Below are 21,828 nucleotides of genomic sequence, written 5' to 3' on the forward strand. Positions count from 1 at the left end.
GTTTGGGATAGGTCGTCAGAACTTTTAATGGATATACTATGCACTACACCAACTATCAGAGGTATCGCAATCGAGCTCTAAGAGCATCATCTTTAAGATCATTGGTAATATTTTTAAAATTTGTGAAACGATTATCTGAATCAGAAGGAAGGATAATCTCAGGAAATTGTGTGTTTTGAAATTGAATTTGTAGATACTCCCTGGTTTTACGATCGTGTAGATTGTAATTTAATGGAGTATTGTTGTTTTGCGCTGCAGAGATAACAGATAGAGCCAGCATTAATAGCAACAGATCTTTTTTCATTTCTGTAAAAGTAGAATGTCTATATTATTCTAATGTCAATAAATGATTAACCTTCTGTTACATATTTTTGAAAAGAGAATCTATTTCGCTTAGTAAATCGTTTTATTTAGAAATAAAAAAGACCCGGGAAGGCTCCCAGGTCTAAAAGAATATTAAAATAATGAGTGGTGACAGATTTAAATGGGAAGGCTCAAATCATTTTGCCTTCAGGAGAATACTTAGCTGAATTTTTTAATGGCTTCCGGTGTTACTGGAGTGAAAAAGTTGATTAAATTTCCATCAGGATCACAGAATAGGAGCGACCGGTTACCCCAGGGCATGGTAGTCGGAGTCTGAATAATGTTATCTGTCATATTTTTAATCCTTTCATATTCGTCATCAACATTGGCAACAAGAAATTCTATAATGCTGCTTTTACTACCAGTTGATTCTGTCATATTTTCACTAAACATCTTCATAGTGCGGGTGCTTCCGATAGCCAGAGTAATTGAATCTGTTGAGAGTTCAGCAAAATCTTCTGTAAACCATTGAGCCGTTAATCCGATTGCCATTTCATAAAATTGAACAGATTGTTTGATGTCTTTTGTAATAATTCTTAATGAGGTTAACTTCATAATGTTTTAAATATTTAAACAAAAGTAAGGCAGGGTTATGACACCAGCGTGTCAGGAGGTTTGGACTTTTTTATAAAAGCTTTTATCTAAATAAAATGTTTAAAGACAAGTTTCTTAATAAAGTATTGGATTTAGAGAATTCTTCAACTTTTTAGAAAGGCTGATTCTCAGGTAGATGATATTTTGTACATTGTCAATTAATTAAACATGAGTAAAATACATAGCTTATGAAGACAAAATATATCTTCTGTAGTTTCATCCTTTTACTGTTACTGAGTTGTGGCAAAAAGGAAACGATATATAAGGGACAATATCAAAATCAGCCGGTTACAGTGAATATGAAGTCAACCCCAAACTTCAGCTCAAATACAGTTGATTATTATGTTCAACTTGGTGATTTAGAGCCGGTAACTATCAATGCCCAGACAATAGATCTTTATGGCAGGCCTTACAGCTATTCTATTTTTAAGGATATTCCTTATTTTATGATTGAGCCAGATACCGTTACCTACAAAAACAGAACCGGAAATAATGGTATAAAAACAACCATGCTCTATATAGATCCCAAAGAGCATGACGTGAAAAGCTTTACTGCCTATGCCGGTTTTTTTTCTAAAGAATGGCCTCAGATACAAGAAAAATTACGTAAACTTCCCAATATTTACTTTGATATAAATCTTATAGGCGTTGCATATACCCAAAATAAAGACCTTATACAGTATTTTGAAGGAGAGAAAAATGGTAAACCTTATTTCTTTGATATCACTCCGGATGGTGTTATCTCATTTCATGAAGGAACGTCTGAGAAAAATGACTTCAATCTCCAAGGAAGTGGTTTGGCAGAAAAAGTAGAAATGCCAGGCAAGGTGATCAATATAATTGATACTACCTTTTATAATCGATCCACATTACGACAGTTTAAAGACAGCTATGGTAAGAGCATGGAAGATTATTTTACAATCAAAACAAAGCAATAGTCTTTCTTTTTTTACTAAAGCTTAAATAGAAATATTTTCGATATTCATTCGCTGAATTTTCAATCTTAAAATTAGATGTATTTTTATACATTCGCAATCTAATGGTACTGCCTGGGTAAAAGGTTTCATTAGTAAAACCATGAAATACAGATATAATGATCAGTACAAAACTTTTTCAGTATGATAATTTCCCCAATATCAATGGAGATAGAATATCACTAAGACAGATTTTAGACAAAGATATTCCTGAGCTTGTTGAAATATCTTTCTATGATGCTATTCAGGCAGAGACTGTTGAGCAAGCAGCAGAAATGCAGTCTAAAATTAACACAGATTATATCAATGGAAACTCAATTCATTGGGCTATCGTAGATCATGCGACCGATAAGATTGTTGGAACCTGCGGCTATTACAGGGGTTTTAATAAAGGAGAAGGAGAATTAGGCTGTGTTTTATTACCCCAATATAAAGGGAAAGGGTATATGACGGATGCCATGTTATTGGCCATTGATTTTGGTCTTCATCAGATCGGGCTCAAACGTATCTGGGCTGCCACAAGTCAACAAAACACAAAAGCAATACAGCTTCTGGAAAGACTGGGATTTAAGAAAATTGCGGATCTGGATGATAATGAAATCGAATTTGAGTTAAGTCAAAAGAGTTGATAATAAACTAATTATTAAGTGACCATGTTATGAAAGAGGATGCTTTAATAAAAAATATTTCCAAATATGTAACCCTGACACCGGAAGAGATTTTAATTTTTAAAAGTTTCTGGACTGAAAAGACTTTGGAAAAAGGAGACTATCTTTTGAGAAACGGAGATGTTTGCCGGTATGATAATTACGTGGTTTCAGGATTATTAAAAGCATTTTATATCAATTCTGAAAACGGGAACGAGGAAATTCTCTATTTCTCAATCGATGACTGGTGGGCTACCGATCTGGACAGTTTCTCCAGACAAAAGGCTTCTATTTACAATATACAGGCACTTGAGAAAACCATTCTTTTACAGATCAATTATCACTCTTTTCAAAAGCTTTTAGTAAAAATACCACAGTTGGAGCGGTATTTTCGGCTTATATTGGAAGGATATCTTGTCGCATTGCAAAAAAGAATTATTTACAATAATATATATGATGCCGAACACAGGTATTTTGATTTTCTAGAAACCTATCCGAATATCGCTTCAAAAGTACCTCAATATTTAATTGCTTCCTATTTAGGGATCTCTGCAGAATTTATCAGCAGACTGCGAAAAAAAAATAAATCATCTTGAACTAGATCAATTTTTCTACATTTTATAATTGGGAATTTTGCTTCATAATAATTACGAAGCAATGAAAAAAGTATTGATCATTAACGCAAGCGTTAGAAATGAAAGGTCTTACAGCCGAAAACTTTCACAACTTTTTGTTGATAACTGGAAATCGAAATATCCACAGGATATGGTTAGTTACCGGGAAGTGGGAACTGATATAATTCCGGGGATTGATGAGTCCTGGATTGCGGGAGCATTTATAAAGCCTGCAGATAGAAGTGAAGCCAGTGAAAGAGCATTAAGTCTAAGTAATGAGCTGGTGAATGAATTGAAAGAACATGATATCTATGTTATTGCTACACCCATGTATAATTGGTCGATACCAAGCGGGTTGAAGGCATATATAGATCAGATTATGAGATTCAATAAAACCTGGAAATTCAGATCCGGTGTTCCTGATGGTGATTATGTAGGTCTACTTGAAAACAAAAAGATGTTTATATTGTCAAGCAGAGGCGATACCGGTTATGGCGAAAATGAGAAAAATGGGCACATGAATTTTCAGACTACCTATTTGAAATTTATTTTCGGTATTATGGGAATAGAAGATATGACCATCTTTTCGTTGGATAACGAAGAATTTGGTGGTGAGATATTTGAAAAATCTAAAAATGAAATCTTTGAAACGATAAGTTCAATAGAATAAAATCAGGCTTAATACATCACCCTAAAAACCATAGTTCAAAGCTGCTTCCTTCCTCCAGTGCCTGATAATTGAGGTATCCGCCATGCGCTTCCATAATACTTTTAGTAAGGGTAAGCCCAATTCCTGAACCGTTATCTCTTGTAGTGAAGAATGGAAGGAAGATCTTGTCTTTGATCTCGGTCGTAACCCCTAAACCATTGTCGGTTACACTCACTATAATACGATTGTTATGAGATCGAACGGTTGTTTTGATCATTTTATGTTCTTTGTCAGAAACAGCAAAAATAGCGTTGAGGTAAAGGTTAATAAGACTTCGTTCGATCATTTTCTCATCTGCTGAAACGATAAAATCTTCTATTTCCAAAACAGGCATAATATGTTGTTTTTCAAATTCACGTTTCAGAAAACTAACGGCAGACTCAATCACTTTTTTCAAAGAAACACGGGCCAGGACAGGTTTAGGTAATTCTGCAACCTGTCGGTAATTATCTACAAAGCTTAAAAGTTGTCTTGATTTAGAATTAATGATCATCAGGCTTTCTCTCATTTCCTGCTGATCTTCTTGATCTACAGTCTCCTGATTGCTGATATATTCCAGATTCTGGATCAGGCTGTTAACAGGAGTCAGGGTATTCAGAAGTTCATGAGAAATAACCTTCATCAGATTATTCCAGGCCATCTTTTCTTTTTGTTCAATGATTTTTTGAACAGATTCCAGAGTAATAACATAAAATCGATGTTGCGTATTTCTTACCTGTTTGGTTCTGAGAGAAAAGGACTGTTTCGAATTTCCCCGAATAGAAATATCAAAAAATTCCTGAGAACTGTTATATCCGGTATCTTCAATAATTTTATAGAACTCCGGGACTTTTGAGGCATAGAAATTCCAGCTGTTATATTTAGGGATTTGTAGAATATCAAGAAAAGCATCATTTACATAAAAGACATCCCAATCTTTACTATTTTCTGAAAGGATCATAAGACCCGTTTCCATCTGATCCAGAATACTTTCATAGAGGAGTTTGTAGGAGGATAAAGAAAATTGCTCCTCTTTGCTTTGGTAATATAATCGTATGCTGTTGTCCAGAAGTTCTGTTCCGTCTTCTTTGGGAAATAGTGAAAAATCTTTTCTTCTGATCGATGAGATGATTTTTTCGGTTTTTGAAATCTGTGTTGTTAATGAGGAATTAATTAAAACTACGAAAACGATCATTATGCCACCAAAAAAAATAGCGCTAAACCATTTCTCTTCCAAAAAGAAATGATAACATACGATTCCACTTAGTATAGCAAGGAAGTTATAAATTAACCATAGGTAATTGTATTTACTCATAATTTACCAATATTTTAATAATAAAAAATAACAATTTTGTACTTGCCTTTTTTTATTTCACGATTAAGGCCCGACATCTGATATCTGGTATCCGCTTCTATCATATTCCAAATTTCTCCATTCTCCTGTAAAGAGCAGCCCGGGAGAGTCCCAGATCTTCTGCGGCTAAAGAAATATTTCCGGTATGCTTTTTTAAAGCTTTTTTAATCAGGATCTCTTCCATTTCTTCAATATTGAGATTGGTGATTGTATTTTCATTTTCTTCGGGCTGAGGCATTAATAGCTGTAGATTGATATCTGTTGAAAGAATAACACTTCTCTCAATGGAATGATCCAATTCCCGGATATTTCCCGGCCATGGATAATTTTTTAGGATAAGCAGTAAATCATCATTAAGTTCCAGATTAGGTTTATGATATTTCTGCTTATAACGATCCAGAAAATACTCTGCCAAAAGGGCAATATCTTCCTGTCTTTCCCTTAAAGCAGGAATCTGAATTTCTACCGTATTGATTCTATAATACAGATCCTGACGAAAACGGTTTTCAGCAACTGCTTTTTTCAAATTTTCATTGGTTGCAAAAATAAAACGCACATCCAACAAACGCTCTTTAGATTCTCCTAATCTCGATAACTTTCTATTCTGGATCAGACTTAGTAGCTTCGTTTGAAGTTGGAGGGGAAGATTTCCAATCTCATCAAGAAAAACGGTTCCATTTTGAGCATTCTCGATTTTTCCCGCGTAATCCTGATAGGCATCTGTAAATGCACCTTTTTTATAACCAAATAATTCTGATTCAAAAAGACTTTCCGAAATACTCCCTAAATCAATATGAACAAATGGTTGATTTTTTCTATCAGACTGCTCATGTATGGATTCTGCCAGTACATATTTTCCGGTTCCGTTTTCTCCCAAAAGAAGGATGTTAGCATCTGTAGGAGCTACTTTTCTGATCTGCTCAAGAACTTCCTGCATTTTCAGGGAATGACTTTCCAGTTGATACTGGTTGTTTTTTTGACTCACATTTTCCCATTGGCTAAGCTTTTTATTTTTTCTGGAAATATCTACAGCAAGATTAACAGAAGCGTATAACTTCTCATTATTCCAGGGTTTTAGAATGAAATCCGAAGCTCCATTTTTTAAAGCTTCTACAGCCAGTTCTACTTCGCCATATGCAGTCATTAAAATAATAGGAAGATGAGGTTCAAGTGTTTTGATTTCGTTCATCCAATATAGGCCATCCTGTCCATTCTCAAAACCTTTTCTGAAGTTCATATCCAATACAACAGCATCGATCTGATTTTCGATAATGAATTTCATGATCTGAGCAGGCTTACTGAGACAGCTCACTTCTGAAAAAAACTTTTTAAGCCAGACCCTTGCAGAGAACAGAATATCTTCATCATCATCTACAATTAAAATATGAGCTTCTTTTTTACGCATGTTATTTTTTATTGAATGTATTAAAGCTAGTTCTTTATTATTAAAAATCTTCGGTTAAGTGTTCATTTTCGCACAAGAAGTGTCCGATAATGAACAGTTAATGCCCTGTTATCAAAAGTATTATTTCAGATTTTCAGGGACTTATAGGTTTATATTTTTCTGGCACTTCTGTTGTGTAATCTATTGTAATAAAAAGAGTTATCTTTATTATGGATACGAAAATAGTAAAAAAGAAATCGAAATTAAAATTTGTTTTAGGTGGATTGGGAGCAGTAGTTATATTATCGTTGTCGGGAATGTATTTTAGCCAACAGAAAAAAACCTATAATGTGGCTTCAGAAGATATTCAGACGGATAAGGTTACCCAGGGTAAGTTTGAAGATATGCTTATGGTTACTGCACAGACACAGTCTCTTAATTCCTCTCTGGTAAATGTTCTGGAAGGAGGTGCTGTTAAAGAAATTTTTGCTGAAGATGGGCAGATGCTTACGAAAGGGCAGCCTATTGCAAGGGTGTATAATCCCAATACGGAATTCAACTATATGAATCAGGAAACTGGGGTTATGCAGCAGATCAGTCAGATGAGGACAACGCTCCTGGAACTGAAAAATCAGGAACTGGCTCAGGATAAAGAAGTACTGCAGGCACAGAATGACTACAATACAGCACTTCAAAATTTTAATCTTCAGAAGCGTCTTTATGATGCTGAGATTGGAAAAAAAACAGATTATGACATCAGTATGCAGAATCTTAATTACCAGAAACAACGAAAATCAATTGTAGAAAACGGATCTTCCAGTGAGAAAAAGTCCCGAAGCTCTCAGATGTCAGCGATTAACACTTCGATCGGGCAAATGGATAAAAGTCTCCAGATCTTGCGCTCTAACAAGAATAATTTCCTGATTATGGCTCCAGCTTCCGGAAGGCTCTCGTCCTTTACGATTACAGAGGGAGAGAACCTGACCAGCGGTCAGAGTATTGGAAAGATTGACCTGATGGACGGTTATAAGCTGGTCGCGAAGGTAGATGAGTATTACATCAATAAACTCCAGAATGGGATCAAGGGAATCCTTGATAATGACAGCCAGTCTTATGAAGTAGTGATCACAAAAATTCTTCCAGAAGTAAAAGACGGACAATTTTCTGCTGAGCTTAATTTTACCAATAAGAAGCCTGCAAATCTGAAAATAGGGATGACTTTTGGAGTAAAACTAAAACTTTCGGCAGATACGCAAAGTACCATGATTCCTAAGGGAAATTTTTCCAAAGACACGAACGGAAAATGGGTATTTGTTGTAAAAGGAAATAAAGCTGAAAAAAGAAATATCAGTCTGGGAAGAGAGAATCCATTATATTATGAGGTGAAATCGGGACTGAAGGCTGGGGAAACAGTTATTGTATCCGATTATTCTGATCTTAAAAAATATGAGATCCTCAACATTAAAAATTAAAAATATGAATACTTTTAATTTCATAGAAGTGTATGATTAATAAAAGTATTCCTTTAACATAATAAAATTTCACTGATGAGCCTTAAACAGCGCGTAGCCAGTATTATAAATACTAAAATTTAAAAAATAATTAAAATGATCAATATTCATAATCTTTCAAAAATTTATCAATCAGAAGATGTACAAACTCATGCATTAAATAAAGTGAGTCTTAGCATTAAGGAAGGAGAATTTTTAGCTATAATGGGACCTTCAGGTTGTGGTAAATCAACATTTCTAAATATCCTTGGGCTTTTGGATTCTGCTTCAGCAGGTTCTTACCAATTTTCAGAAGTGGAAATGGTAGGACTTAATGAAAAAAGAAAATCAGATGTTCGTAAAAGAAATATAGGTTTTATTTTCCAGAATTTTAATCTGATAGATGAATTAACGGTCTATGAAAATATCGAACTTCCTTTGATCTATAACGGAATTTCACCTTCAGAAAGAAAGAGGAGGGTAGAAGAAATTATAGAGAAAATTAACATCAGCCACCGTGCAAAACATTATCCACAGCAGCTTTCGGGAGGTCAGCAGCAAAGAGCAGCTGTAGCAAGAGCTTTGGTAACAAAACCTAAACTGATCCTTGCTGATGAGCCAACAGGAAACCTGGATAGTTCAAATGGAAATGAAGTGATGAACCTTCTGGCAGAACTTCACAGAGAAGGTTCTACTATTGTGATGGTAACGCACTCTTCATATGACGCGGGGTATGCTTCCAGAATTATCAATATGAAAGACGGAGAAATTTTTAATGAGGAACATGCTTCCCAGAGAAAAGATGTATTTGCAAAAGCAGATGCTGCAGAATTTGAATAAATCAGGAGATTTTCCGGCTTGTATTACTCAGATCATACCAAAATGATCTATAACATTCATTATTAATAACATACAATTATGCTTAAGAACTGGCTCAAAATTGCTTTGGTCAATTATAAAAAAAACGCATTATCCACGATCATCAATATATTTGGACTCACCGTAGGTCTTACAGGATTTATGATGATCCTGATGCATTGGAATGATGAGGAATCTTATGAAAAATGGAATCCTAAAAAAGATCAGGTTTATGCTTTTCAGCTTTATACCAAAAAAGATAATGCTTATGGAAGTACTATATCTTATCCAATGGCCTTTAGTGCTTCAAAAAAAATCCCAGAAGTTCAGGATTATTTGCTTTTCAGCAGCCCAACAGGCTATAAGATGACGACAAAATACCGGACAGCTTATCAGCAAGACGGACTTTTATCATCAGAAAGCTTCTTTAATTTCTTCCCGTTTAAAATAATTTCAGGAGAACCTAAAGATGCTTTAAAAACAGAAACATCTATTGCTATTTCTAAGCAAACGGCAATAAAATTATTTGGAAGGACCAATGTTACCGGAGAATCAATAAAAATTGAAAATAAGGAGTACATCGTTACGGCGGTTTATGAAATTCCAGAAGGAAACAGCCAGGTAAAACCGGAATTTATTATCAATCCCGTAGAGCAGTTGAGAAATGACAGGGAGCATTGGAGTGACTTCAAGTACGGATCTTTCTTTATGTTAAAAAAAGGAACAGATCCTGCTGTTTTTGAACAGAAATTCAATAGAGATATTATTGAAATGAGGGCGGCTATTGAAGCTAAGGCTTCTGGTATAAGTGTACAGGAGTTTTTGGAGAAGTATGGCCCAAACAATGGTTTTCTGACTCCTTTAGATGAAATTAGACTCCATGCAAAAGCATCATGGTTTGGAGTTGGAGATTTCAAAACGATACTCATTCTATTTTTCCTATCAGTGATGATCGTGGTTTTATCTGCCATCAATTTTATTAATTTAAAAACGGCAGAAGCTTCACAGAGAGGAAAAGAAGTAGGTGTAAGAAAGGCGATCGGAGGGACAAGGTTTTCTCTGATGATGCAGTTCCTTTTAGAGACCTTTATGATATGTATACTGTCGTATTTTCTTTCGTTGGCACTAACGGAACTTTTACTTCCCAATTTCAATAAGTTCTTTGATAAAGAAGTAAAACTGAATGATTGGCATATCTTCATCTATTCATTGGGAATGGTACTTGTAGTCACTTTAATATCCGGACTCATTCCTGCCTTCTATCTTTCAAGCTTCAAAGCCATTGAAACCCTTAAAGGAAACTTTTCACGAAGCAAACATGGGATCTGGTTGAGAAATGGAATTCTTACCCTCCAATTAATGATTTCTTCATTTTTTATTATCGGTGGCCTGATTGTAAACAGCCAGGTAAAACATATGATGAATAAAGATTTAGGTTTTAATGGAAAACAGATCATGCTCATTACCTTCAACGAAAATAATCCGAAACCATGGTTAAAATATGAACGTCTTAAAACTCAACTTTCAAAGATAAATGGAGTAGAAGCAGTTTCTTATGGTGAAGCTGTTGCAGGAAGCAATCGGAGAAGCAGTTCAAATATGGATTGTATGAACCAGACGATTAATTCAGATTACAGTTCAATGGATTATAATTATCTCGAATTTATGGGTATAAAACTATTGAAGGGACGGTGGCTGAATCCTGAACTTGCCTCCGATACGATCAACAATATGATTGTAAATGAAGCGTTCGTAAGAAAATTTGGCTGGAAGGACGATCAGATACTTCAGGGTAGCTTCACTCCGGGATTTGATGACAGTAAAAAATACAGAGTTGTAGGAATTGTCAAAGATTTTAATTTCAGAAATCTAAAACTTAAAGTAGAGCCGATCGCGTTTTTCCATTATAAAGAAACCGATCGCAAAAGATTTGATGTGTATAATATTCAGGTGAAAATTAAACCTGATGATATCGAAGGGACAGTTAATGGGATTAAAAAATACTGGGAAAATTCTGTAGAGCCGGGGTATCCTTTTGAGTATTATTTTGTCAGCCAGCGTTTTGCCAGAACTTTTGTGCAATACGAGAAACAGAAAACCACATTTTCTATTCTTAATGCGATGGTACTGATGGTTGCTTTATTAGGACTTTTCGCACTTTCTTCCTTAATGATTGAGCAAAAACTGAAAGAAGTAGCGATCAGAAAAACATTGGGAGCATCAGACCGTATTTTGGTTTTTGGATTAACGAAACAATTCCTTTGGATCGCAGTCATAGCAGTATTTATGAGTATTCCGATCTGCTATTACCTGATGAATGAATGGTTGAAAGATTTTGCTTACAGGATTGATATGCCGGTCTGGCCATTTATTGTGAGTTTCTGTGTCCTGTTGGCATTAACGTTTGCTGTTGTAAGTATCAAAGCTTATAAAGCAACAAAAGTGAATTTAGTGAAATATCTGAAATATGAATAATTAAGTTCATCATTAAAAATTGCTTTTAAAATATATTTAAATCAGAACGTACTCATGAAAAATTTCATTTTCATATTTTTTATCAGTCTTTATCCCGGACAGCAGTCCTGGAATCTGCAACAATGCCTGGATTATTCCTCTGCAAATCATCCATTGATCAAGCAGGCCACTGTTGCGGTTAAGAAAAACGAAAGACTGATCAGCGCATCACAAGGGATGTTGCTTCCTTCTATAGGAGCAGGCGTTAATCATACATACAGCTTTGGTTCTTCAATTAACCAATCGAGCAATCAAAGAGGAAAGCTAAATACTCAATATGATGAGTTTAATGTAAAAGCGGATTGGGAACTTTTTAATTGGAAAAATTTTCTTACTATTTCTCTGTCCAGGCTTAATAAAGAAACCAGTACCTACAAGCTTAAACAAGCTCAGAACGACGTAAAGCTTAATGTTATTCAGATGTTTTTTGCTTATCAGAACAGCAGAAGCTGGCTTGAAGTTTTGGAAACTCAGATCTCAGGAATTGAAGATCAGATCAAGCGTACTGAAAAGGAAGTAGAGATAGGGAACAGGCCTAAAAGTGATGTATATGACATCAAAGCCAATTTAGGAACTCTTCAAGAACAATGGGTGTCTGCAAAAAACCAACGTGATCTGTCCAAAATTAATCTTCTCAATGCGATGGCTGTTACTAAGGATTCAATCGATTTTGTGATGAATGATGATGGGGTCTTTTCTGAAGCCGAATTTCAGGATCCGGATTTTACAAAAAAGTTATTGGAGAAAAATCCTGCCTATCAATCGGTAATGGCAGAGATCGATGCTCAGAAAAAGAGAGCAGACGTTGCAAGAGCAGATTATTTACCTACGATCAATGGCAGATACAGCTGGTCCAGCTTTTATAATAAAGTTTTAGGAAAAGATGATGCTTCTGCAATAGGATTCTCAGATCAGTTTGCACAAAACAAAAATCAGTCTTTATCTTTTGGACTCAATATCCCGATTTTCAATAAATTACAGGTGAAGAACAATGTGGAAATAGCCAAACTGAATGCGATCAATTCCAATTACGACAAGGAATTGGTTGTCAATAATCTTACACAGAGTATTAACTCTATTAAGGCTCAGTTTCTGAATGCCCAGGAGAAATATCATCTTCTGGATCTAAATTTTGAAAATCAAAAACTGTCTTTCCAGAAGTCTGAAGAAAAATATAAGGAAGGATTAATGGATGCCTATACCTTTTTCGTGGTGCGGAATGGATGGCTTCAGGCCAATTATAATCTGATAAGCAGCAAGAATGATGTTATCCAACAAACTGAGCTGTTAAAAGTATTGGAATCCGGTTTATAGATTTGAAAAACGAATTTCAGTATTAAAAAAAATAACCCTATTTAACATTCATTATATTGAAGAGGCTATTTCGGAATTTCCGAAATAGCCTTTTTTATCTGATATTATTAATTGGGTTGCTGGATAACAAAATCTCTTTTGCTAAGCGTATGCGCTGAAAAATATCCTAAAGCACCATTATTAATATTGCTTGGTGGATTGGCAGGGGTAACACCAGCGCCACCGTCATCCATAATTTGAAGCAAAGCACTATAATAAGTAAATACATTATTGTCTATGGATTGCATTTCAACATGAATGGTATCTCCAACTACTACGAGAACATCATCAGGATCATCGCCGTCATCATTAGGCAGGAATAATGGCCTTTGGTTGGGTAATCCGTTATTTACATTATCTGAAAATACATTAAAGGTCTTCTTTGGTTTGTTGTTGACCGTAAAAGTAAAAAGATAGCGGTTTCCTAACGCTATAGGATCCGTAAAAATAGGTAAAAGGGTAAAAGTCGTTGTACCTCCGAAAACAAAAGAATCTTGTTTCAGACCTTCAAAATCTACGGCTGCAGGCATGGTACTCTGAGCAGTATATTGTTTTCCTTCGGCCTGTATTTTCAGACTATAGGTTCTACCGCTTACCCCGGTAAAAGCGTTCGTCTGGTATTTTCCGTCACCTATATACTGTAAGGTTTCTGTTTGGCCTGTATTATCACTTACAATAACCTCAGCATTGGTCACTGCGGGATATTGATTATTTTGTGTGAAACTAACGGATTTTGTTATTCTCACAATATAAGGTCCCGGTTGATCAGTAATATTTCCTTCAATGACAATGTTTCCACTTTTGTCAGCAAGATCAAGGTCGATCTCTTTTTCACAAGAGTTTAGTAAAAACAGGGATAATATGATAAAAAATGTATTCTTCATGATTTAAAATTTGAAATTATAAGTGATGTTTGGTACCCAACGGAATAATGAGGTCTGCATGGCGCGGGTTGTTCCCGGATTATTTGGATTATCTTCAAAAGTAATGGTGTAAGCATTCTCACGACCATAAATATTATAAATACCAAAGGACCATGAACCACGGAAACGTTTGTTAGAGTTAGAACTTGGCTCATATGTAGCACTTAAATCCATTCTGTGATAAGCCGGCATTCTATCCGCATTTCTACTGCTGTATTGAAAAACAGTTTCTCCGTTCAGCTCATATTTTCCTGTAGGGAAAGTAACAGCATTTCCTGTACTGTAAACAAATAATCCTGAGAAAGACCATTTTGGATTCAGTTGATAGGTGGCAACGATAGATAAATCATGGGTTTTATCCATTCTCGCATTATACCACTCATTATCATTGATTCCATTTATTTTTCTTTCAGTTTTAGATAAAGTATAGGAGATCCAACCTGTTAGTTTTCCGCTTTTCTTTTTTGCGATCAATTCTAAACCATAAGCTCTTCCTTTTCCAAACAGTAATTCACTTTCTACATCAGCTGCAGTATCAAAGGTGATTTGTGCACCATTTTTAAAGTCGATCTGATTTTGCATTGATTTGTAATAGATCTCAGCATTCAATTCGTAATTGTTATTATTGAAATTTCTGCTGTATCCTACGCTCACCTGATCTGCAATTTCAGGTTTTACTGTATAGCTGCTTCCAATCCACTGATCAGTAGGGTTTCCACTGCTGCTGTTGCTTAAAAGGTGCAGGTTTTGGGTATTGCGGGAATATCCTCCCTTTACACTACTGACTTCATTGATACGGTAATTGGCAGTAATACGTGGTTCAAGGTTGACATAGGTCTTTCCAAATTTCCCTTTTTCCAGAAATCGACTGTCTGTAAGAACTCCATTTTCGTATGAATTAAAAGTATCACCTCCTAAAACACTGAATCCGGAAAGTCTCAAACCATAATTAACGGTTAGTTTTTCTGTTGCTTTAAAATCATCATTGATATATACCGCATTTTCCCATGAGTATCTTGGATTTCTTGGAAAACTGCTTACACTGGTACCTGAAGCACTGCTCGGGGTAAGCGTATGATAAATCGATTGAAGACCAAAACGAACAGAATGTTTATTTCCTGCAAACCACGTAAAATCCTGTTTAAGATTCCAGTCCTGGATCTCAGAATTTAAACCAAATTTATTATCATTACTTTCCAGACTGATTTTATAGTTATAATCGCTGTAAATAAAGGATGTGTTGGAGAATAACTTACTGCTGATAATGCTATTCCAACGCAATGTCGCTGTTGTATTTCCCCAGTCTGTTGCGAAGGTTTTACCTACTCCCAGTACATCTCTTCCAAAATATCCGGATAGATAAAGACGGTTACTTTCGTTGATCTGATAATTCGCTTTTAAATTAAGATCATAGAAATACAATTTACTGTCTTTATAATCATCACTTCCCTTAAGAAATAAGTCAGCATAGGTTCTTCTTCCTGAAACAATAAATGAAGATTTTTCTTTTTGAATAGGTCCTTCTACACTCAGCCTGCTGCTGATTAATCCTATTCCGCCGTTGACATTATAATCCTTATTATTCCCATCCTTCATCTTCACATCCATTACTGAAGAAAGACGGCCACCATATTGCGCCGGACTGTTTCCCTTAATAATACTTGCATCTTTTAAAGCATCACTATTGAATGTACTAAAAAAACCAAGTAAGTGTGAGGCATTATAAACCGGTGCCTCATCCAATAAGATCAGATTCTGATCGGTTGCTCCACCTCTTACACTGAATCCACTGCTTCCTTCACCATTACTTTTAATACCCGGCAATAACTGAATGGTCTTCATTACATCTTTTTCTCCAAATAAAACCGGCAGTTTTTCGATATTTTTAATACTTAATGTTTCAGTACCCATCTGGGCAGTTGAAAGATTCTTATCTTTTTTTACACCTGTAATAATAACTTCATCAATCTTTGCTGTTCTTTCTACCTCTTCTTCCTGACTGAGAGGGAGATCCAGCTTGATATTCTGATCAACTTTTATAGTTTGTTCAAAATCTTTGTAGCCGGGATAAGAAATAATCATGGTATAATTTCCTTCTGGCAAGGATAAAGAGTAGAAGCCATATTCATTGGCTACAACATTAATCGAAGGGTCTTCAGCTACTTTTACAGCAACTCCGATCATGAGTTCCCCGTTTTTCTGGTCTTTTATAGTCCCACTAACGGAAAATTTTTGTTGCGCTATAGCCACAGTGCTGAAACAGAGCGCAGCAGAGGCAGCAGCAATTTTAAAAAAAGATGTTTGCATTCAGTTTATTTTTTAAAGTAGTAGAGTTTTTTAAATAGTAGTAGAATTTATTTGGTGTTTGTTACATGGGGAAAGAAGAGAAGTTCAATTTTACCGAGAAACCAGTATGAAGATCTACTGAGAAACCAGTATAAAGAAAAAATTGATTACAATTTTACAGGTTTTAGTGAATGGTTTTTAGGTTAAAATAGTTTCTTTGAAAATCTGCAATGCGAAAATAGGTATTTTAGTTTTTAAAATGTACTCAGGTATATTATTTTTCAAACAAATGTGATTTTTCCCCTTTGGCTGTAGCCTAATGAGAGGTCATTTACGAAATTCGTTTCATCTTGTTGCAGAGATTTAATAGTTGGTTATCAAGGTCTATAACTGAGAAATCATAAAAATATTTGATCAATGATCAAAAAAAATAATAATTTTAACGCCTGTGCTAATTTTTAAACACTAAAACAATAAACATGAAAAAAGTAACAGGTATTGGTGGCATATTTTTCAAATGCAAAGATCCTAAACAAATGCAAGAGTGGTATAAAACCCATCTTGGCTTAGACACAAATGACTATGGTGCGACTTTTGAATGGCGAGAGGCTGAGGATCCTAGCAAAGAAGGAGCTACACAATGGAGTCCTTTTGCTGAGAATACAAAATATTTTGAACCCTCCACAAAAGAATTTATGATCAATTACAGAGTGGCAGATCTTGAAGCTCTCGTTGAAGAGCTTAAGAAAGAAGGAGTAACGATTGTAGATGAAGTAGCAACCTATGACTATGGAAAATTTGTTCACATTATCGATGTGGAAGGAAATAAGATTGAGTTGTGGGAGCCAAAATAAGTTGAGTTCGAAATATAACAGGAAATCAACAAAATTTCAAACCCATTATTGAAGATTAAAGTATCCCTTACTGGATTAGTAGGGGATATTTTTATAAAAATACGTTTGATGATTTCAGTGAAACTTTAGTGTGTTACTCTTATTTAGAGTCTTTTAGCAGCAGAATACCCCAGAAAAAATGATCTGGTGGCAATGAATCCCAATAATTGTAGGCGTGTCCGGAATCTGATTTGTAATGAAGCGTATATTGTCCACGGGGTAAAATAATTTCCTCGCAGACCTTTTGATTTTTAAATGCACCGCCTGCTGATGTGGAAGGTTTTCCCTGCATGCGCCAGACAGTTTGACCGGCATTGTTATCTATCCATCCATAATCGCACCAGGAACTGCCATCTCCTGAACAATTTTCACCTACAGCGTACACTTTTATAGAAGTAGCATGTAAGAGTTTGAAAGTGCGGTTTATATCCTTATTAACTCCAACATTTCTAATATCAGCGATAATTTTACCATTGGGGATATGATTTTCCTTGGCATCATATTTTTTTTGATAAACATTATAAAGTCGTTGTGCTTTTAAAGTATCTCCTTTTTTCAATGCCATTGTAGCATTAGTAATTAATTCTTTGTTTTCCAGATCATTTTCCGCCTTTTCATTGTTATTAATAAAACAGAGATAAAGCAACTGACCTACAGGAGACATTAGCAGATCACCGTCGCCCAGTGGAAAAGGCTGACTAAGCTGATCCATATTACACATAACGATTAAGGTCAGATGTATTGAAGGTATCTTTACAAAAAGTGCAGATTCTCCTGTTGATTGTCCGTAATGCCAGTAATAGTCTACGCCTTTATAGGATTGTACAAACCATCCCAGTCCATAAGGAGTAGCAATTCCGTTATTGGTTTTATGGGCTGTATAAACTTCCTTTTGTGAAGCAGCTGAGATAAATTGATTGTGATCAATCGCATCTGAATACTTTAAAATATCACTTACACTGGTAGCTAAACCACCAAAGGCACCGAATTCATTTAGATATTCACTGTGGATAGCATGGCCCGAATTATCCACTTCGTAAGGCTTAGCCAGGCGGTTGAATGTTGTGTCAAAGAAAGGCAATACACTGGGATTTAGTTTGCTGTAGTCATAAAATTGATCTAAGGCTATTGCAGGAGCTGAAGATGTCATTTTTAAAGGGATGATGATCCTTTCCATGAGCAGACTGTAAAATGGTTTACCAGATGCTTTTTCAATGACCTTTCCCAAAAGTCCGTAGCGATAGCCGTTATATTGAAAATAGGTTCCCGGAATACCCTCGGAAGTATGTGTTAATAGATGTCTTACAGTAATTTTGGAATTACCTAAATCGATACCATATTGAGTGACAGGATCGTCAAGGTTTAGTTTATGCTGTTCCACTAATTCCATAAGTAATGTAGAAGTGAAAGTTTTGGTAACTGATGCTACACGGAAAGAAGTTTGAGGAGTAGCAGGAATATTTTGTTCCATATCTGCATATCCATAACCTTGTTCCAGTAGAATGGCATTTCCCTGTTGTACTGCTGCAGCCATTCCTGGGATCTTTAACTGTATACGAATAGAATCTAGCTTAGCACTGAATAGCTCAGCACTTGTTTGTTTTTGTGCGCAGATAGTTTTAACAGCAGCGATCGATAATAAAAAGACTGCATATTTTATAAACTTGTTATTAAAGTATTGATAATGGATTGATTGGGTCACTTTTTCCATTTTTTCCAGAATAAAACTAATCAGATTCTTTTGGTCGTGCAAGTGTAAATTTCATTTTGTTGACTGATACGGGTGAGATTCTTTTCCAACCGTTCTTTGCGTGAAATAAAATTAGCTTATCAAGTATGAAAAAATGCAGATAAAGCAGAAAAGAATCTAAAAATTAGATTCTTTTCTTATACTTTAACTTAAAGTCATTTCATTTGTCAGGTATGCAGAAATCTCTGCCGATTAAGTAATACTTCCTCCGTTTCCCGATGATCGGGATCATCTACACAACAGTCTACAGGACATACCGCCTTACATTGTGGCTCATCGTGAAACCCTTTGCATTCTGTACATTTTCCGGCAACGATGTAATAAACGTCGTCAGAAACAGCTTCATTAAAGGCACTGGCATCTACTTCTGTACCATCAGGAAAAACTGTTTTTCCGGAAAGTTTTGTTTTATCCTGCCATCGCCAGTCAATGGCACCCTCATAAATAGCGGAATTAGGACATTCAGGTTCGCAAGCTCCGCAGTTAATGCATGCGTCTGTTATTGTTATTGCCATTTCATCAATACTTTAGATTCTATGATCAGTAAATAATCTAGCATGATTCGTGCCGATGATTAATTTTATCCGTCTTAATCTGCATTATTATATATTATCTTTTCTATCCTGTTGGTGGTAGCGATATGAATCAGCCTGTCGAGCTTATCTGCATACATGGAAGAAATTTTATTGTCCTGATCAAATAAAGAGGTTCTGATCATTGGAACACTAAAAGGTAATGGCCACGCCCGTAATGATTTTGCAATAGCATCCATTGTATTGATCCCCTGCATAGCCTGTAGCCCATCGGCCCAACAAACTAAACCAACCGTTTTATCTGTAAGGTATGGCTGATCCCTGTCAGCAGTTACTTCAAGCCAGTCCAGACAGTTTTTCATAACTCCCGGAATACTTCCGTGATAAAGAGGTGCCAACCAGAAATGGATATCAGCATCAAGAAATAATTGAGTCATGCGTTCTACTGCTAACGGTGTTTTGGTAAGTGTGATATCATAAAGAGGAATACCAGAATCTGCAAGAGCAAAAGTTTCATGGGTAACACCCAGTAGATCAAGTTTCTCAGTAAAGTATTTTGAAATGAGCCCGGAAGTTGATTTTGGCCTTCTTTCCAGGGCACCGTTAAATATAATTGCTTTCATTTTGTTTTAATTTTTAAATATAACTTTTGGCAGGCCTATTTCACCATACATGAGGCTTTTAACAAAAGGTTTCAGTAGTCGGGTTGCTAATAAATAAAGTGCGGGATTGGTATCTGATCTTGCCTTAATAACTACTTTTTGATCCTTATATTGTCTGAGATCAGCATTGATGAGTTTATCTTTCCAAAGATCTAAAAGAACTTTTTCCACGCTGTTTAGATCAGTATAAATAGTATGAGGATATAGTTTATCCATTATTAACATAAAAGCCCATGGTGGAATGATAGCCTCCGTAGAACAGATTAAAGCTACGGCTTTTCCGGCATATACAGAGTAATCTATTGCGGATATTGATTCTTTAAATTCTTTCTCTTTGACAATCATTCCCATGAAAAGATGTTCTTTGAGATCGAGCTCAGCAATATCTACTGAAGGTTTGTAATCCCAAAGGTCAAATGATATAATTCCTGAGGTTTCTGCCTTATTGATTAAAATTTTCTGATCCATAATTAAATGTTAAAACTTTTTAATAGCTATTTGATTTTTGAAAGAGCTTCTTCATATTTTTTTTCTACCGATGACCAGTCCAGAACTGACCAGAAAGAATCCAGATAGTCTGCTCTTTTGTTTTGATAAGCCAAATAGTATGCATGTTCCCAGACATCTATTCCAAGAATAGGGAAGCCTCTGTTCGCCGATTGAAGATCCATCATAGGGTTATCCTGATTAGGAGTTGAACTAATAGCAAGTGAGCCACTGAATTTAACATACAGCCAAACCCATCCGGATCCAAACTGACCAAGCCCGGATTTTTTCATTTCTGCTTTAAGATTTTCCAGATTGCCAAAAGCCGTGGTAATAGCTTCACCTAATTTTCCTTCTGGATTTAATTTCGGTTGTGGGGATAAGGTTTCCCAAAATAAAGAGTGATTGTAATGTCCACCACCATTATTTCTGATGGCAGGGCTGTATTCACTTATTCTTTGTAATAAAGAATCCAAATCAGAATCTGTTTCCCCAGCCTGGTCAAGGGCAGCAATAAGATTATCAACATATGCTTTATGATGCTTCTGATGATGAATGGTCATCGTTTCTTTATCTATAAATGGTTCCAATGCATCGTAAGCATAAGAAAGCTCTGGTAATGTAAATGAGTTCATTATTTTGATTTTTTGATTAACGTGTTTCAAAGGTAATAATATATTTTAATTAAACAACCAACAAGTTGGTTAATTGCTTAAATGAAATAACTCTCAATACACTGATAATTATAATATTAAGTGATATTATAGTTAATTATAGAAAATGACTATATTTGTTGTAGGAAATAAAACAACTTATATATTGTCAAATGAATAAGCCAGCAACAGATCGTATCCTGATGTTTTTAAAGATGAGAGGCGAAGCAACTTCACTTCTTATCTCTAAAGAATTGTCTATAACAAAGGAAGGAGCGAGAAAGCATTTATTAAACCTTGCCCAGGAAGGATTGATTAAATCCGTTGCCAAAAGCGAAGGGGTAGGTCGTCCTTCTACATATTATGTGCTTACTGAAAAAGGATTAGCACAATTTCCTGATACACACGCAGATGTTACGGTACAGCTTCTTCGATCTGTAAAAAATCTTTTGGGTGAGAATGCTTTAGATTTGTTGATCAATGATCGGGAAAAGAATACATATCAGCGTTATGAAAAAGCATTGATTAAAGCTTCATCACTAGAACAACGTCTGGATATTCTGGCAAAGATCCGTAATGATGAAGGATATATGGCTGAGTGGAAAAAGGAAGGGCATGACTATTTTTTGATTGAAAATCATTGTCCTATCTGTGCTGCTGCTAGCGAGTGCCAGGGATTCTGTCGTGCAGAATTGTCTAATTTCCAGAATTTAATAGGTTCCCAATATAAAGTAGAACGGATAAAACATATTCTTTCAGGTGCGCAGCGTTGTGTATATAAGATCAGTGGATAATATATACTTTTAATC

21 protein-coding genes are annotated in these 21,828 nt (G+C 35.5%); 10 read left to right on the forward strand and 11 right to left on the reverse strand.

Translation table 11 applies throughout. The features are described 5' to 3' along the window. Positions 1-55 precede the first annotated feature (55 nt). Together NG806_RS01285 and NG806_RS01290 are read right to left on the reverse strand one after the other, a co-directional pair. Positions 56-304 carry a hypothetical protein gene (locus NG806_RS01285; RefSeq protein WP_261511644.1) on the reverse strand — a complete coding sequence of 83 codons (249 nt, stop codon included), beginning with the start codon at positions 302-304 and terminating at the stop codon, positions 56-58. Positions 305-522: 218 nt separating this feature from the next. Then, positions 523-918, reverse strand: a complete 396-nt coding sequence (locus tag NG806_RS01290) for a VOC family protein (RefSeq protein WP_214834103.1) — start codon at positions 916-918, stop codon at positions 523-525. 227 nt (positions 919-1,145) lie between these two features. On the opposite strand from NG806_RS01290, the gene NG806_RS01295 reads away from it, so the two are divergent. The 4 genes from NG806_RS01295 to NG806_RS01310 all read left to right on the forward strand — a co-directional run bounded on the left by NG806_RS01295 (position 1,146) and on the right by NG806_RS01310 (position 3,862). Continuing rightward, entirely contained in the window at positions 1,146-1,895 is a 750-nt protein-coding gene (locus tag NG806_RS01295) for a hypothetical protein (RefSeq protein ID WP_261511645.1), read from the forward strand. A 155-nt stretch (positions 1,896-2,050) separates the two neighbouring features. Continuing rightward, the gene (locus tag NG806_RS01300; protein WP_214834109.1) at positions 2,051-2,560 is read left to right on the forward strand and encodes a GNAT family N-acetyltransferase; all 510 of its coding nucleotides are present in this window, start codon (positions 2,051-2,053) and stop codon (positions 2,558-2,560) included. A 29-nt stretch (positions 2,561-2,589) separates the two neighbouring features. Next, positions 2,590-3,174, forward strand: a complete 585-nt coding sequence (locus NG806_RS01305) for a Crp/Fnr family transcriptional regulator (RefSeq protein ID WP_261511646.1) — start codon at positions 2,590-2,592, stop codon at positions 3,172-3,174. Between the two features lie 61 nt (positions 3,175-3,235). Beyond that, positions 3,236-3,862, forward strand: coding sequence for an FMN-dependent NADH-azoreductase (locus tag NG806_RS01310; protein ID WP_261511647.1), 627 nt, complete (start codon positions 3,236-3,238; stop codon positions 3,860-3,862). Between the two features lie 16 nt (positions 3,863-3,878). On the opposite strand, the gene NG806_RS01315 is transcribed toward NG806_RS01310, so the two are convergent. Both NG806_RS01315 and NG806_RS01320 read right to left on the reverse strand, forming a co-directional pair. After that, positions 3,879-5,195: a sensor histidine kinase gene (locus NG806_RS01315; protein ID WP_261511648.1), complete on the reverse strand. Its 1,317-nt coding sequence runs from the start codon at positions 5,193-5,195 to the stop codon at positions 3,879-3,881. A 100-nt stretch (positions 5,196-5,295) separates the two neighbouring features. Next, entirely contained in the window at positions 5,296-6,639 is a 1,344-nt protein-coding gene (locus NG806_RS01320) for a sigma-54-dependent transcriptional regulator (RefSeq protein ID WP_214834122.1), read from the reverse strand. 209 nt (positions 6,640-6,848) lie between these two features. Between NG806_RS01320 and NG806_RS01325 the strand changes: the two genes are divergently transcribed. From NG806_RS01325 to NG806_RS01340, 4 genes are all read left to right on the forward strand, one after another. Next, a complete protein-coding gene (locus NG806_RS01325) occupies positions 6,849-8,090 on the forward strand; it encodes an efflux RND transporter periplasmic adaptor subunit (protein WP_261511649.1) in 1,242 nt (413 codons plus the stop codon). Between the two features lie 135 nt (positions 8,091-8,225). Beyond that, positions 8,226-8,948 (forward strand): ABC transporter ATP-binding protein, encoded by a 723-nt coding sequence (locus NG806_RS01330; protein WP_261511650.1) that lies wholly within the window; start codon positions 8,226-8,228, stop codon positions 8,946-8,948. A gap of 78 nt (positions 8,949-9,026) precedes the next feature. Continuing rightward, the gene (locus tag NG806_RS01335) at positions 9,027-11,441 is read left to right on the forward strand and encodes an ABC transporter permease (RefSeq protein WP_261511651.1); all 2,415 of its coding nucleotides are present in this window, start codon (positions 9,027-9,029) and stop codon (positions 11,439-11,441) included. Positions 11,442-11,495: 54 nt separating this feature from the next. After that, on the forward strand, positions 11,496-12,794 hold the full coding sequence (locus NG806_RS01340; protein ID WP_261511652.1) for a TolC family protein: 1,299 nt from the start codon (positions 11,496-11,498) through the stop codon (positions 12,792-12,794). A gap of 107 nt (positions 12,795-12,901) precedes the next feature. Here NG806_RS01340 and NG806_RS01345 read toward each other — a convergent pair whose 3' ends face one another. Together NG806_RS01345 and NG806_RS01350 are read right to left on the reverse strand one after the other, a co-directional pair. Further along, positions 12,902-13,717 (reverse strand): DUF4249 domain-containing protein, encoded by an 816-nt coding sequence (locus NG806_RS01345; RefSeq protein WP_214834135.1) that lies wholly within the window; start codon positions 13,715-13,717, stop codon positions 12,902-12,904. 3 nt (positions 13,718-13,720) lie between these two features. Beyond that, the gene (locus tag NG806_RS01350) at positions 13,721-16,063 is read right to left on the reverse strand and encodes a TonB-dependent receptor (RefSeq protein WP_214834138.1); all 2,343 of its coding nucleotides are present in this window, start codon (positions 16,061-16,063) and stop codon (positions 13,721-13,723) included. A gap of 458 nt (positions 16,064-16,521) precedes the next feature. On the opposite strand from NG806_RS01350, the gene NG806_RS01355 reads away from it, so the two are divergent. After that, complete coding sequence (locus tag NG806_RS01355) at positions 16,522-16,896, forward strand: VOC family protein (protein ID WP_214834140.1); 375 nt, start codon at positions 16,522-16,524, stop codon at positions 16,894-16,896. 139 nt (positions 16,897-17,035) lie between these two features. Here NG806_RS01355 and NG806_RS01360 read toward each other — a convergent pair whose 3' ends face one another. The 5 genes from NG806_RS01360 to NG806_RS01380 all read right to left on the reverse strand — a co-directional run bounded on the left by NG806_RS01360 (position 17,036) and on the right by NG806_RS01380 (position 21,001). Further along, on the reverse strand, positions 17,036-18,646 hold the full coding sequence (locus NG806_RS01360) for a serine hydrolase domain-containing protein (protein ID WP_261511653.1): 1,611 nt from the start codon (positions 18,644-18,646) through the stop codon (positions 17,036-17,038). 206 nt (positions 18,647-18,852) lie between these two features. Further along, positions 18,853-19,200, reverse strand: a complete 348-nt coding sequence (locus tag NG806_RS01365) for a 4Fe-4S dicluster domain-containing protein (protein ID WP_214834146.1) — start codon at positions 19,198-19,200, stop codon at positions 18,853-18,855. Positions 19,201-19,274: 74 nt separating this feature from the next. Beyond that, positions 19,275-19,841, reverse strand: coding sequence for an NADPH-dependent FMN reductase (locus NG806_RS01370; RefSeq protein WP_214834149.1), 567 nt, complete (start codon positions 19,839-19,841; stop codon positions 19,275-19,277). A gap of 6 nt (positions 19,842-19,847) precedes the next feature. Next, a complete protein-coding gene (locus NG806_RS01375) occupies positions 19,848-20,348 on the reverse strand; it encodes a DUF2480 family protein (RefSeq protein WP_261511654.1) in 501 nt (166 codons plus the stop codon). Positions 20,349-20,374: 26 nt separating this feature from the next. Next, positions 20,375-21,001 (reverse strand): superoxide dismutase, encoded by a 627-nt coding sequence (locus NG806_RS01380; RefSeq protein ID WP_261511655.1) that lies wholly within the window; start codon positions 20,999-21,001, stop codon positions 20,375-20,377. Positions 21,002-21,192: 191 nt separating this feature from the next. On the opposite strand from NG806_RS01380, the gene NG806_RS01385 reads away from it, so the two are divergent. Further along, complete coding sequence (locus tag NG806_RS01385; RefSeq protein WP_214834157.1) at positions 21,193-21,813, forward strand: helix-turn-helix transcriptional regulator; 621 nt, start codon at positions 21,193-21,195, stop codon at positions 21,811-21,813. Positions 21,814-21,828: the final 15 nt, after the last annotated feature.

It is taken from the genome of Chryseobacterium paludis, from assembly GCF_025403485.1.
Classification (GTDB): Bacteria; Bacteroidota; Bacteroidia; order Flavobacteriales; family Weeksellaceae; genus Chryseobacterium; species Chryseobacterium paludis.